The sequence below is a fragment of the Paenibacillus pedocola genome (assembly GCF_031599675.1).
Lineage (GTDB): Bacteria > Bacillota > Bacilli > Paenibacillales > Paenibacillaceae > Paenibacillus_AQ > Paenibacillus_AQ pedocola.
This window is the reverse complement of the sequence record NZ_CP134223.1, coordinates 4,567,484-4,580,852: the sequence shown is the minus strand read 5'-3', so window position 1 is coordinate 4,580,852 and position 13,369 is coordinate 4,567,484. Positions and strand designations below refer to the sequence as shown.

9 protein-coding genes and 1 pseudogene are annotated in these 13,369 nt (G+C 52.1%); 4 read left to right on the top strand and 6 right to left on the bottom strand.

Going from position 1 to position 13,369, the window contains the following annotated elements:
- Window positions 1-101 precede the first annotated feature (101 nt).
- Window positions 102-863 (bottom strand): MBL fold metallo-hydrolase, encoded by a 762-nt coding sequence (locus tag QU597_RS20425; RefSeq protein WP_310829594.1) that lies wholly within the window; start codon window positions 861-863, stop codon window positions 102-104.
- An 18-nt stretch (window positions 864-881) separates the two neighbouring features.
- On the opposite strand from QU597_RS20425, the pseudogene QU597_RS20420 reads away from it, so the two are divergent.
- Window positions 882-1,211: pseudogene (locus tag QU597_RS20420) on the top strand (Lrp/AsnC family transcriptional regulator); the annotation flags it as partial.
- Between the two features lie 448 nt (window positions 1,212-1,659).
- On the top strand, window positions 1,660-3,648 hold the full coding sequence (locus tag QU597_RS20415) for a Na+/H+ antiporter (RefSeq protein ID WP_310829593.1): 1,989 nt from the start codon (window positions 1,660-1,662) through the stop codon (window positions 3,646-3,648).
- Between the two features lie 350 nt (window positions 3,649-3,998).
- On the opposite strand, the gene QU597_RS20410 is transcribed toward QU597_RS20415, so the two are convergent.
- The 3 genes from QU597_RS20410 to QU597_RS20400 all read right to left on the bottom strand — a co-directional run bounded on the left by QU597_RS20410 (window position 3,999) and on the right by QU597_RS20400 (window position 6,923).
- Window positions 3,999-5,195: an Acg family FMN-binding oxidoreductase gene (locus QU597_RS20410; RefSeq protein ID WP_310829592.1), complete on the bottom strand. Its 1,197-nt coding sequence runs from the start codon at window positions 5,193-5,195 to the stop codon at window positions 3,999-4,001.
- A gap of 24 nt (window positions 5,196-5,219) precedes the next feature.
- On the bottom strand, window positions 5,220-5,873 hold the full coding sequence (locus QU597_RS20405) for a TetR/AcrR family transcriptional regulator (RefSeq protein ID WP_310829591.1): 654 nt from the start codon (window positions 5,871-5,873) through the stop codon (window positions 5,220-5,222).
- A 234-nt stretch (window positions 5,874-6,107) separates the two neighbouring features.
- Window positions 6,108-6,923 carry a DUF6492 family protein gene (locus QU597_RS20400; RefSeq protein ID WP_310829590.1) on the bottom strand — a complete coding sequence of 272 codons (816 nt, stop codon included), beginning with the start codon at window positions 6,921-6,923 and terminating at the stop codon, window positions 6,108-6,110.
- A 208-nt stretch (window positions 6,924-7,131) separates the two neighbouring features.
- Between QU597_RS20400 and QU597_RS20395 the strand changes: the two genes are divergently transcribed.
- Window positions 7,132-7,887 carry a YheC/YheD family protein gene (locus QU597_RS20395; RefSeq protein WP_310829589.1) on the top strand — a complete coding sequence of 252 codons (756 nt, stop codon included), beginning with the start codon at window positions 7,132-7,134 and terminating at the stop codon, window positions 7,885-7,887.
- A gap of 86 nt (window positions 7,888-7,973) precedes the next feature.
- A complete protein-coding gene (locus tag QU597_RS20390) occupies window positions 7,974-8,702 on the top strand; it encodes a nucleotidyltransferase family protein (RefSeq protein WP_310829588.1) in 729 nt (242 codons plus the stop codon).
- Between the two features lie 86 nt (window positions 8,703-8,788).
- On the opposite strand, the gene tlp is transcribed toward QU597_RS20390, so the two are convergent.
- On the bottom strand, window positions 8,789-9,013 hold the full coding sequence (tlp, locus tag QU597_RS20385; protein WP_074088328.1) for a small acid-soluble spore protein Tlp: 225 nt from the start codon (window positions 9,011-9,013) through the stop codon (window positions 8,789-8,791).
- 93 nt (window positions 9,014-9,106) lie between these two features.
- Window positions 9,107-13,351 (bottom strand): sulfite reductase subunit alpha, encoded by a 4,245-nt coding sequence (locus QU597_RS20380; protein WP_310829587.1) that lies wholly within the window; start codon window positions 13,349-13,351, stop codon window positions 9,107-9,109.
- Window positions 13,352-13,369: the final 18 nt, after the last annotated feature.

Sequence of the window (13,369 nt, the reverse complement as noted above, 5' to 3'; positions counted from 1 at the left end):
GATGTGAGGCTTCTTATGAAGGACGTGCAAACGAATAACAGCTGCCGGAACCTCCAGCAGCTGTTATTCGAATTTATAGGTGAACAGTAATCCTTATATATTTAGAATGTAAAAGATTCGCCGTCATCCGGCACCAATACATTAGAAGTAATCCCTTTTTCATGTAGGAAGCTTTTTAACTCTGCTCTAGACAAGGTCCAGTGATTTACTGCTTCCATATGAACTGAAACAATCACCGCGTTAGGGGCAGCCTTATGCACTTCATAAATATCGTCTTTCCCCATAATCAAGGAGCCGCCTTCTGCGAGCTTTACATCTCCACCATTAACCACAATGACTTCCGGCTGGTGGGTTTCGAGTTCTTCCTGAACATCTTCGTACCATACGGTGTCTCCGGCGACATATAATGTTTTCTCATCCGGATGTTTAAAAACAACACCACAAACTACTCCCGTCATGGATAAAATCTCTCCTCTTCCATGTTCGCCTTTCGTTTTCACTAATTGGATCCCATCGAAGGATGTGCTCTCCGATAAAACTTCAACGTCCTGGAAGCCGGCTTGTTTGATTTCTGTTGCATCTTCTCCATTTTGTACAAACATTTTTACGTTTTTGGGCAGCACTTCCTTGGCCGCTTCATCGAAGTGGTCATAGTGTAAATGAGTAACAATGACCGCATCTACACCCTTAATTAAATCTTCAAGCGATATCGGTAACTGAACTAAAGGGTTATATTGTTCGTTTTTAGTGAAAGCAGGAAATGGCGGAAGAGTACCCTTCTCTGCCAGGAATGGATCAATCAAAAATTTCTTGCCTGCATATTCAACAACCAAAGTTGCATTTCTTATCAATCTAACTTTCATAAAATTAGCTCCTTTTCGCATATGACCGGGCAGGCAGCAGCAAGTCGTGTAGCAAAACTGGAGGATACTGGAGTGCTTGAAGGGTATACGATAAAAGTTAATCAATCCAAGTTAGGGTGTTTAATCCACGCTTTCATCACGCTTTATACCAATACTCTTAATCACCAACCGCTGATGGACTATATTAAAATGAAAGAGCCTTTTGTGTTGAATCATTATAAAATTGGCGGGGATGGGTGTTATCTTCTGGAGAGCAGATTTCCATCCAATGAACAGTTAGATGAATTCTTGGACGGTTTGAGTGAATATGCGAACTACAAAGTATCGATGGTGATTAAAAAGTCATGAAGATTTCGCTTAAGAGAATTCAGAATACTTAACGTTTATCTCAAAGCAAATGCTTCCCCGGTAAAGGGAAGCATTTGTTTTGCATGGATGATTCAGCTTTGGTAATGGTCCCTTCGAACTTGGAAATATACATTAAAGGGAAAGTGACGGAGGGGAATTTTGAGCTGGAGGAGCGGTAGCGTCCGCAGGAAAGCTCGCTTCGAAAGCACAAGCTTGGATTGGATATCTACTACGATAAGCAGCTATATTCAAGAATTCCAACCCTAGCAGCGGTCGGAAGCCCAAATATTCTCTGCAGTCACGGCTAATCCCCTAAATAGAAAAATCATAGCCTCATCTTCCACATAAGGAATTGCCGATAAATAACCTAAGCGGCGTATTTACATTCAGTTTGAATTCATGAATTACACTACACTAACCTGACTACAGAGATGGAGGTAAGTAACCTTTGGAATTGTTTGAATATATTTTACTCATGCTGGCGGCGCTGGCGGTATCCAATCTGGTGAACCGGTTTATTCCGTCGGTCTCTGTGCCGATTATCCAAATCGCGCTGGGAATGGCGATCACCTGGCTGCCCCTGCATTATGAAGTGGTATTAAACCCGGAGCTGTTTCTGCTGCTGTTCATTGCTCCGCTGCTGTTCAATGACGGAAGGCACGCGGATAAAGAGGCGCTGTGGAAGCTGAAGAAACCCATACTTTTGCTGGCGCTCGGTCTCGTGTTCCTAACGGTCGGTGCTGTGGGGTATTTCGTACACGCTCTGCTTCCGGTGATCCCGCTGGCGGCGTCCTTTGCGCTGGCGGCTGCCCTGGCGCCTACGGATGCTGTAGCTGTGGGTGCGCTGGAGCAGAAGGTCAAAATCCCCCACCGCACGATGCAGATCCTCGAAGGCGAATCCTTAATCAATGATGCATCGGGTCTGGTATCCTTTCAATTTGCCGCAGCCGCTATGGTTACCGGAATGTTCTCCTTCAAGTCTGCCGGGCTCAGCTTTATTTCCATCTCACTTGGCGGGGTAGCCCTGGGTCTTCTGCTCACACTGGTGAAATATGGAGTGGTAAAATGGCTGCGCAGACTCGGCATGGAGAACGTTACCCTCCATATGCTGATTGAGATTCTGACACCCTTTATGATATTTATAGCTGCAGAAGAACTGGGGGTCAACGGCATTCTTGCCGTAGTCGCTGCAGGGATTGCCCATTCCTTCAGCTATAAGAAAATGAATCCCGAGGTAGCCAAGCTGCGGGTTGTCTCCAAGAGCACCTGGTCCGTTATCATCTTTGTGCTGAACGGCCTGGTCTTCCTGCTGCTTGGCACACAGCTGCCGGAGATTATTCAGACCATTTGGAACAGCCCGGAAATCGGGAATTTCAAAGTCGTGATGTATACTCTATGGTTGACTGCAGCCGTACTCGGGCTGCGGCTGATCTGGGTGCTGCTGATAGATGTTCCGGAGGACGGCGAAGAACGCAGCTTGGGGAAAGGCAGATTCAAAAAGGCGCTGATCCTCTCCCTGTCGGGCGTCCGGGGAACGATCACACTGGCGAGTACGTTGTCACTGCCGTTTTTTCTTAATGATGGAACTGCCTTTCCGTCAAGGGATCTCATCATCTTCCTGGCGTCCGGCGTGATTTTGTGGACACTGCTGGCCTCCAATTATCTGCTGCCGCTGCTGCTCGGGAAAGAGCCGGCAACAGCGCAGGAAGAAGAGGAGGTGCAGGCCAAAATTGAGATTCTAAGAAATGTGGTTGCCGGCTTAAACGATCTGACCACAGACCAGAACCGGCTGGCCGCCGTTCAGCTCATCAATACGTATACCTCCAGAATCCGCACGCTATGGAAGGACGACAGAAGTGATAACATGCAGCGTGCCCTGGGCCTGTCGGTCCTGCAATGGGAACGGGAGAATACGCTGCTTGCACTGGAGCGGAAAGAAGTCGATCCTTATACCGGCTACCGGTATCTAAGAAGGATTAACCAGATGCTATATATGAGTACAAAGGATGCCCGGTATAAAAGAGAGCTGTTTCCTGTTAAGCAATGGGATGATGTGGTTGGCATTCTGCAGCAGGCCCGCTTAAGCTTCCGCGAAAGACGGGCCGAACGGACCAGACTCAGAAGCCAAAACATTGCTTATGTGCTTAAACAGTTGAACGCGCTCCTTGCGGAGGGGAAGCCGGAGATGGAAACGGTCAGCGCGTTCATTCTGCAATATGAACGGATGCTGCTTCGTCTGAACAGGGATCAATCAGGTACAGGCACCCGCGAGGATTACGACCTGTCTTTGCAGGAGCTGGCTCGGGCCGGAATTCAGCTGGAGCGGGACAACCTTCAGGCCATGTTCGAGACCGGGCGGATCTCCAGACAGGGCATGAAGGAAATGAAGCGCGATATCCTCTTCATGGAGCATGATCTGCGGGAAGAGGCGGTTTAGAGGAAATCCCGGAGCCATTGGTGTGGCTGCGGGATTTTTTTGAAGAGAGGGAGACCCATTCAGAGGTATTTATCCCTTTGATTCATGCGTCTGGAGCGCACGGGACGGAAACAGAGGTATTTATCACTCTGTTTCACGCATTTGGAGCGCGCGGGACGGAAACAGAGGGATTTATCCCTCAGATTCACGCATTTGGAGAGCGTGGGACTGAAACAGAGGGATTTATCCCTCTGATTCACGCGTCTGGAGCGCGCGAGGCGAAATCAGAGGTGTTTTTTCCTCTGATTTATGCTCCCCGTCCTGCGCTCTCCAGAAGCTGGAGCCACGCACCCTAAAAAAAGTTCCCGGCACTACTCTCCGGTAAGCAATTCCGTTACCTCACGGCGCATGCTGAGCGGAGCCTCTTTAATAGGCTGGCCCAAGCGTACCAGCATCTGGATTGTACCGCCTTCGGGGGCGTATTCCCGGTGAATGGCTTGATAAGGCGCCTGCATCTGCGGATATTCCTCCAGCACCTGGCTGAGCGGCTGCATGGCCAGCCCCAGCTGATGCGCCTCCAGAATCAGCCGGCTGTATATGATTCCGCTTAACACCTGACTGTTACGGCTGTTGTCTTTGGTTAGAATTAGGGCGTAGGCCGGCGTGTTGTCCACCGCTGTCTGAACAGACTGGATCAGCCGGTCCGCCGCAGCTTTTCCGCTGTTCATGGACGGGAAAAGGGTGACGAGTCCCTGCATGATATGTTTCATGAAGCCCGTAGTGCCTTGGCCCTCTACTGAGAACCCGTAACGGAATTGATTTTTCTCGTGCTCATTCGCGCGGAAGATGTCCTCGGATTCTTTGGCTACAGAGGCTGCCGCTGCCTCGATGGCAGCCCCCTGCATGGCATAATGGCCTAGTTTGTCCAGGTTATATTTGTCCTGAACAATGCGGATTGACACGCTGCTGTCATCACTGACAGCCTCAAGCTGTTCAATCTGTTCCCGGGTTAATGGAGCAGGCGAATACGCCGTCCGGTTGGTGTCGGGAAGAAACAGGTCATCATATAACGGTGTGTCCTGGGGAGGGCGTTTTTGCAGCGTTATTTTTGCAACGGGGTAAGTATCCATGCTCTCTGCCAGTGTCTGCTCATCATATGGGCCCATTGGAAACAGGTCTATGCTTACCTGATATCCCAGCTTTTGACCAGCTACATAGATATAGTCCAGGAAGGTTCCCTGGGAGATCATCATCTGCCGTGCAAGCGGATCAGCCTCTTTGCTCATCCGGCTGCTGTCTGCGTAAAGGTACAAGCTCATCGGCTCACTCCCGCTAAGGGAGATTCTCCAGGGCTGCATATTATGTCCGCTTGCGGCAAGCAGGCCGTGTGCAGCCAGTCGGACCCGCGGATCGCCGAATTGTGCAGCATAGGATTTGCTCCACGGTTCAAGGTACGTCTCTTTCTGAAAAACGCCGCTTATGTAGAATAAAATGCCAACGATAAGAAGCACTAAGGCGGATAGACTTATTAGAGCAAGACTCACAGATTTCTTCACCGCTTTCTTCATATCTGTTCTCCTCCATAAGTGGGATTATTGAGCCGGTTCCAGGGAACGGAGCAGGAGGCGGAACGATTCTTGGATGAATTCACCGGGTCCGATTTTATAGTAGCGCTCAAGGTAATGTTTCTTGGTCCTTACCGTGCTGAATATGCCAAGCATACTGGCCCATAAGGTCATTGTGGCTTGATCCACCCGCAGATCTGAACGAATGCTGCCGTCTTCAACACCCCTTTGCAGCGCATTTTTCACGAATAGCAGGGCTTCTTCCCCGAGCGCATAACATTCGTTCCTGGAATCATCTGGTATCCCGTTCTGAAAATCAGACAGGCTGTTCTCATATTCAATAATCGCCTGGAAATAATGCGGTTCCCCGCAGGAAAACTCATAGTAAACTGAGGTAATCTCCCAGAGTGTTTCCATTGCGGTTAAGGAGTTGTTCCCCTGAAGCTTGTCTTGCAAGAGGCCGATTAAGCGCCGGTATCCTCTGATCATAATTTCAAAATAAATCTGCTCCTTGCTGTTAAAGTAAGCGTACAGGGTTCTTTTGCTGAATTCCGCCTGCTTGGCCACATCATCCATAGTAGAGCGTTCATAGCCCTTTTCAAAAAACACATGCTCTGCCGCTTCAATGATGTCCTTCCTGCGAAGCTCCATTTCTCTGCTTCTTCGTTCAGCGCTTCCCAAATAAATCCCTCCATGAAATTCACTTAAGTGTAATTAATTGCACTATTAGTTTACTTCAATTTACGGGATTTACAATTTTTTGTCAATGACCTCAGTGCTGCTGTAAATGTGCTGTCCTTATGGGTTCACCGTCACTTGAAGGAAGCGTTGTTGAGCGAATTCGGTCCGGAAGCGGACACAGCCGCTTGCCGGAACCGCCGCAGAGAAGAGTGGCAGGCATGACGCTCTCCCTTCTTAATGCTTGGCTGGAATGGAGTATCCCTTACGCTGATGGAAAGAAATGGACCGGTAGGTACGCGCCAGCTTCCGGCGTTGTTTGGTTCCTACGGCGGATGCTGAGGTCTTCAGCGATTTATTATTTGCATTTCTGAGCAGAACCGAGGCGCGGTTACCGCTGTACACATAATTGGCATACGTTTCAAATTCGGAAAAGCCGAACTGCTTTTTCCTGTCGATACTGCGGAGAATGGCGGCATGCCAAGGCATACCATGGCGGGCTTCTATGGTTCTTTTTAAAGCGGTAAGCTTAGATTTCTCAAACAGCATATAATGCGTCACAAAGGATTTGGGAGAAGGTGCGGCGGTCCCCATCAGCTTCCTGTAAGTGCGGAAATATTCCGGCTGGCTCCAATTGCGGCAGTAAAAGACGGTTCTACCCTCTGAACGGAACCGGTGGGGGCGAATCAGCACCGTATCGGCATCGATGACCAGGAAATAATTTTCCCGGCAGATATGATCCCCATTCAGCTTAAGCAGCTGCTGATACAGCCAACCGGAACGGTTCCAGCGGGAGGAGGAATAACGGATGTCTTTTTTAGTAAATGGCAGAACGGTAGTCTCATCGACGAAAATACAGCCTTTGCGAGAGCACATTTCCCTGATTCTGCTGCTGCCGGGTGAGACGATATAGATGTGGCTGATGGGGTGGCGTACATAGCGGCGAAGACTGTCGATCACATAGGGAAGGGTGGCCAGATCCTTTTCTATGGCTGGGATTAGTACGTCTATAGAGGGGCCGCTAACGTGTGAGCCTGCTGAGGTTGCTGACATTAGGTTCATCTCCGTGCACAAATTGACACTTGCGCGTCTGTACTAGAGTATGCCTGTGCCTCACGGGATGACCGGGCAAAGGAAAGTTGAAACTTAATATTCCCGGACGGGACAAATGGTTCATTCCGCCTCGCCTGCTTCTGCATAGGATGCACTGACTTTGTAAATCAGGAAAAGGGAAACCCTTTTCGGACAGGAGAGTGCAGGTGTGAAGGCAAGAAAAGCTGTTTCATTGCAGAGCAAATGGCTAAAAACGAAGCTGCTGCTTCAGAGTGCTTCCATCAGACCCTATATCCCGGATACCCGGAGATTTACCAGACGCAATCTGGAGCAGATGATCTACAGCTATGGAATGATCTACGTCAAGCCCGAAAGGGGAACCTATGGGAACGGCGTAATCCGCGCGGAGCGGGGGGGACGGGGGGGCTTCACCTATCAATATGAAGAAACGGTCCGCCATTTCGACACCTTTGATTCCTTTCACCAAAGTCTGGCGAAGAAGACAGGCGGCAGAAGGTATCTGATTCAAAAAGGAATTCACCTGCTGAAGCATAAACGCCGCCGTTTCGATATCCGGGTAATGGTGCAGTTAAGTCCCAAAGGAGTCTGGGAAGCTACCGGAATTATCGGCCGGCTGGGCCACCCGCGCAAGATTGTTACGAATTACCACAGCGGCGGCAAACCAACTTCGATAGAAACCTTGCTCAGTACCCATCTGCCGGCACAGAGGCTTACTCAGCTGACTGGTGAACTAAGTACGCTTGGCGTACGCATGGCGGCTCATATGCAGAAAACCTATCCGAAGATTGTGCAGATCGGTGTAGATGTCGGATTGGACCGGACTCTGACACCATGGATTATTGAAGTGAATATGAATCCGGATCCCTATATCTTTAATCAGCTCAAGGATAAATCCATGTACAAAAAAGTAATGAGATACCGGCGGTTTCATATGAAGAAGTAGGTTGTGAAGGTGCAGCAGCAGACTTGGCTTGATGTTCCCTGTGGGTTATAGTTAAGGGAAATATTCAGGGCAGGGGAGCGAACAGGATGATAGCATTAATCTTGGCTGCGGGGTATGCGACCCGTCTTTATCCGTTAACGAAGGATACGCCAAAGCCGCTGCTGCCGATTCAAGGAAGCCGGACGATTCTGGATCTGTTGATGGACCGGCTGGAGGTTCTGGAGGAAATTACGGAGATTCTGATTGTGACGAATGAGCGCTTCTTCGGCGCTTTTCAGCAGTGGCATCTCGATTATGGCGGGACGAAGCCTGTCCGTATTCTGAATGACGGCACATCTTCCCCCGAAACACGGTTAGGTGCGGTCGGCGATATCCAGTTTGTCATTGAGCGGGAACAGCTGAAGGAGGATCTGCTGGTTCTGGCAGGCGACAATGTGCTCGGCTTTGGCCTTGAGGGGTATCTGAATTATTTTCATCAGGTGGACAAAGACTGTATTCTGGTCCGGACGGTAGACAATATCCGGGAGCTCCGCAGTGTAGGCGTGGCTGAGCTGGACGATGAGATGCGGGTCCTTTCCTTGGAAGAAAAGCCGCAGTCACCCCGGACGAACATAGGTGTATTTGCACTTTATATCTATAAGCGTTCAACGCTGCCGCTGTTCTCCCGTTATCTCGCTGAAGGGGGTAACCCGGATGCACCGAGTTATTTTCCCGAGTGGCTGCACTCCCGCCAGGAGATGCGCGCCTATTTTACGGAGGGTACGATTGAGGATGTCGGCACACCTGAAGCTTATGCGGAGATGCGGGAACTCTAATGCTGCTTTACTCCAAGCCAAACGGCGGTTCAGCCCGGAATGATCCGGGTGACCCGCCGTTTCGCTTGAACAGCCACTGACAATAACTACTCCTCGGAATGGGCAGCTTCGTCCTTAACTTCCTCGCGGAAGCCTTTAATGCTTTCTTTGCGGCGTTCGTTCTTTGCTTCGATTTGTTCCCGTTCTTTGCTGCTGATTTCAGAAGAAAATTCGTTTAAATAGTCTTCAGCTTCATGCAGGTTTTGCATGGTGTGCTGAATGCTTTGCTGTAAATGCTCAACATTGTCTGCACGGTTATCCGGCTTTGCCATTAATAGATCGCCTCCTGTGATTAACGCGCCATAAGGACGCTAACCTGTAGGTTGATCGTTGCCGGCTGATTTTATGCATGATCATTAGTCTGCTTAATAGACATCCCGCGCATACCGCTTGGATAAGGACATTTCTTTGACATATTGATTCGCTTCATCGGCAGTCATACCGCCGTGCTGCTGAATTACCATTTTCAATGCGGCATCCACTTCTTTGGCCATTTGCTGGGCATCCCCGCATACGTAGAAGTGCGCGCCTTTCTGAAGCCAAGCCCAGAGCTCGGCTCCATGCTCAAGGATGCGGTGCTGTACATAAACTTTGTCAGGCTGATCACGTGAAAAGGCAGTATCCAGCCGATGCAGGAAGCCTTCCTTCTGGAGAACTTCAAGCTCCTCGCGGAAATAGAAATCACTCTCCTCCCGCTGTTCCCCGAAGATCAGCCAGTTTCTTCCCTTGGCCCCGGACGCTTTGCGTTCCTGCAGGAAGCCCCGGAACGGTGCAATACCGGTACCCGGACCGACCATAATCATCGGGGCATCGGGATTAGCCGGCGGGCGGAAATGGGCATTCTTTTGAATGAAAATAGGAATGGCCGCATCCTCTGTGGCACGGTCCGCGAGAAATGTGGAGCATACTCCCTTGCGGGCGCTGCCGTTGTTCTCGTATCGAACAGTGGAAACAGTAATATGAACCTCATTCGGATTGGCTTTCGGGCTGGAAGAAATCGAATAGAGACGGGGCTGCAAAGGCTTGAGCTGTTCCACAAGCTCCTGTGCGCTGAGTGAAACCGGGATTTCCTGCAGCACATCGATCAGCTGACGGCCCCACAGCCATTGCTTGAGCTCCGCCGGGTTCTCTTGGTCTAGCAGCTGGCTTAACCGGGCATCCCGAGAGCGGTCACGGATGAACCGGAGCATATCCGGTGTCACCCGGGCAATCTCGAAATGACGGAGCAGTGCTTCGGCCACCGGCAGTTGTCCCTGGCCTTTGACCAGCACCGGGGTAGCGGGCTCAATGCCCAGCGTATGCAGCAGACTGCGGGCCAGATCAGGGCAATTGGCAGGCCACACGCCCAGAGCATCACCGGCTTCGAACTGGACTCCGGCAGTGGAAAGGTCGAAGGCGTAGTGGCGAGTTTCTTTTTCAGATCCGGCCTTGTTCAGGTTCTGCTTGAACAGCAGCCTGGACGGTACCGGGTGGTTCCGGTGATATCCGCGCGGTTCCGAACTTGGTGGAACCGGGCCGGATACGGTGGCCGGAGTAGACGGAGTGGACGAATTGCTGCTTGCTGAGGCAGGTACACTAGGCTTCGGGCTGTCTGTAAATCCGCTCAACAGTGCTGAGATATCATTCGTCCATGCGTCCACCTGCTCCTGGAAGTCTGTATCGCAATGGGCACATTCAAGCAGCCGCTGCGCGCCAAGCTCTGTGAGGCGGGCATCCAGATTCCGCCCGAAGCCGCAAAAGAGATCATAATTGGAATCCCCGAAAGCGAGCACGGCATAACGCAGATCCTGAAGCTGCGGGGCATTCTCTGCCTGAAGGGACTGGAAGAAGCTTTCGCCATTGTCCGGAGGGTCGCCGGCTCCGAAGGTGCTGGCGATGAACAGGGCAAACCTGTTCTTGGCCAGATCGCTCACGGAATATTGGTTCATATTTACGAGCCGTACATCATAACCGTCTTGCTGTAACTTTCTGGCGCAGTCAATGGCTGCACCCTCCGCATTTCCCGTCTGTGAAGCCCATAAGATGGTAACCGGAAGCTTAGTTGTAGCAGCAGCCTGCGGGAACGGGGCAGCCTCCGAAGGGGCTAAGCCCGATAAATTATTAGTTCCAGCGGAGGCTGCCGCCCCGGAAAGCGGGACGCGGGAGAACATGCCTGCGAGCAGGCCATCTACAAAGAAACGGGTAGGAGCTTCAAAAGGCGCGGTGGGCGGAAGAACCGGGATGCCGGAAACGGACCGGCCGGCCTCGGTGCGCAGGCTGGTGAGGAAGCCGGACAGATAAGCCTGTTCGCGGCTATCCAGAGTCAGGGCTGCGGGGGCTTCAATCCCTAGCAGGCCTGCGAGTGTGTCAAGCTGCTTCATTGTTACGGCCTCCTTCGGGCGGACGGTCTCAGTGCTGGCTGGCTGTGAAGCCGGACTCTGGTCTTTGGCCGGCGTATGCCGTTCCCCGCCAGGCTGAACTGCAGCCTTGACCAGAGACACCGAACAGAATTTTAACTCGGGCTGCAAGGACATTGGGTCGACGGCATCATTGGTAACGTCATTGACAGCCAGCTGTGCTCCGAAGACATCATTCCAGTGAAAAGGGGCAAAGCAGTTGCCGGGGCGCACGCGGTCTGAGAGGACCGCCGGAAGAACAGCCAGCCCCCGCCGAGAACGGAGCTCCACCGGCTCCCGGTCTTTAATCCCCAGGGCTTCAGCATCTTCCGGATGAATTTCTACAAAGGGGCCCGGATTCAATTTATTGAGCTTCTGGACTTTGCCTGTTTTGGTCAGCGTATGCCATTGATGCTGCAAACGGCCGGAATTCAGTACAAAGGGATAGTCGCTGTCCGGCAGCTCTGCAGGCGGCATATACGGACGTGCCCAGAATACAGCCTTTCCGCTTTCTGTCGGGAACACGAGATCCGGAGAACTGCCATCTGAAAGCTCGATCTGAGCTGTGCCGCCTTGAGAGTTCAGATACCGGATGGGATTCCGGTCGTTCGGCTGATCCGGCGCACTCGGCCACTGCACAGGCGTTTCTCTTAGCCGTGCATAGGTGGCTCCGCGCAGGTCGTATCCTGTTTTCGGATTCCAGGCTTGCTGGATTTCCGCGTAGACCTCTGCTGAAGAAGAGTAGGAAAATGCCTCAGCATAACCCATCTCAGCGGCTACCTTGGCGATAAGCTGCCAGTCCGGCATGGCTTCTCCAGGCGGCTTCACGGCTTGCTGCATCAGGGTCAGGTTGCGCTCCGAATTAATCATCACCCCTTCACCTTCAGCCCATAAAGCTCCGGGCAGCAGGATATCCGCATAACGGTTGGTCTCGGTATCCAGGAAGCTGTCCTGGGTAATGACCAGCTCAGCCGCTTCCAGGGCAGCGATGACCTTCTTGCGGTTCGGAACGGTAGCCACCGGATTGGTGCAGATAATCCAGCAGGCTTTGATCTTGCCTGTGGTCATGTTTTCGAACATGGATATGGTGCCTCCGCTGACATCCGTCCGGAGAGTGCCCTGGGGAATTTCCCACAGCTTCTCTATGAAGCTGCGGTCATCCTCGGACACCAGAGAACGCTGTCCGGGCAAGCCCGGCCCCATGTAGCCCATCTCCCGTCCACCCATGGCATTGGGCTGTCCGGTGAGGGAGAAGGGGCCGCTCCCCGGACGGCAGATAGCTCCAGTAGCCAGATGCAGATTGCAGATGGCATTGGTGTGCCAGGTGCCGTGAATGCTCTGGTTGAGACCCATGGTCCAGCAGGACATCCACTCCGGAGCCTCACCAATCCACTCGGCCGCCTGACGGATATCCGCCTCCGGGATGCCGGTGATTTCGGAGACTTTATCCGGCGGATAATCCTCCAGGAATTCCTCCATGCTCTCAAAGCCCGAGGTGAACCGGGCGATAAAATCCGGATCCGTATGGCCGTTCTTTACCAGCAGATGCAGCAGCCCGTTGAGCAAAGCCAGATCCGTTCCGGGTCTGATCTGCATGAACAAGTCCGCCTTCTCTGCCGTTGCCGTCCGCCGGGGATCAACGACAATTAGCTTGGCGCCGTTCTTCACCCGGTCCATCATCCGCAGGAACAGAATCGGATGACAATCGGCCATATTGGCGCCGATCACGAAGAACAAATCCGTTTGATCCATATCCTGATAAGAGCCCGGAGGGCCATCCGCTCCCAGGGAGAGCTTGTAGCCGTTCCCGGCACCAGCCATACAGAGACGTGAATTGGACTCAATATTCGGCGTCCGGATGAAGCCCTTGGCCAGCTTGTTAATCAGGTACTGGGCCTCCAGCGACATTTGGCCCGATACATAGACGGAGAGTGCATCCGGGCCGTGTTCCTCCAGAATGCTGCGCAGCCGCTGCGCGGTTTCGGTGATGGCTGCACTGATTTCCATTTTCACAGGTTCAGTCCCCCGGGAAGGGCGGCTGTAGGCATACTCCATCCGGCCGGATTCCGTAATCGCAGCTGCAGCGGTGCTGCCTTTGGTGCACAACCGGCCGAAATTGGCCGGATGCTCCTTATCGCCGGTGATTTTGACTACGCGGTTATCCGATACTTCGAGTACGATCCCGCAGCCAACCCCGCAGTAAGGACAGACGCTTTTAACTTTGTCAGTTGTCATGTGAGTTCACCGCCCCGA

Coding starts and splice junctions, on each gene's coding strand:
- QU597_RS20425 (WP_310829594.1), bottom strand. CDS start 863: ATGAAAGTTAGATTGATAAGAAATGCAACTTTGGTTGTTGAATATGCA.
- QU597_RS20410 (WP_310829592.1), bottom strand. CDS start 5,195: ATGAAGAAAGCGGTGAAGAAATCTGTGAGTCTTGCTCTAATAAGTCTA.
- QU597_RS20400 (WP_310829590.1), bottom strand. CDS start 6,923: ATGTCAGCAACCTCAGCAGGCTCACACGTTAGCGGCCCCTCTATAGAC.
- QU597_RS20390 (WP_310829588.1), top strand. CDS start 7,974: ATGATAGCATTAATCTTGGCTGCGGGGTATGCGACCCGTCTTTATCCG.
- tlp (WP_074088328.1), bottom strand. CDS start 9,013: ATGGCAAAGCCGGATAACCGTGCAGACAATGTTGAGCATTTACAGCAA.
- QU597_RS20380 (WP_310829587.1), bottom strand. CDS start 13,351: ATGACAACTGACAAAGTTAAAAGCGTCTGTCCTTACTGCGGGGTTGGC.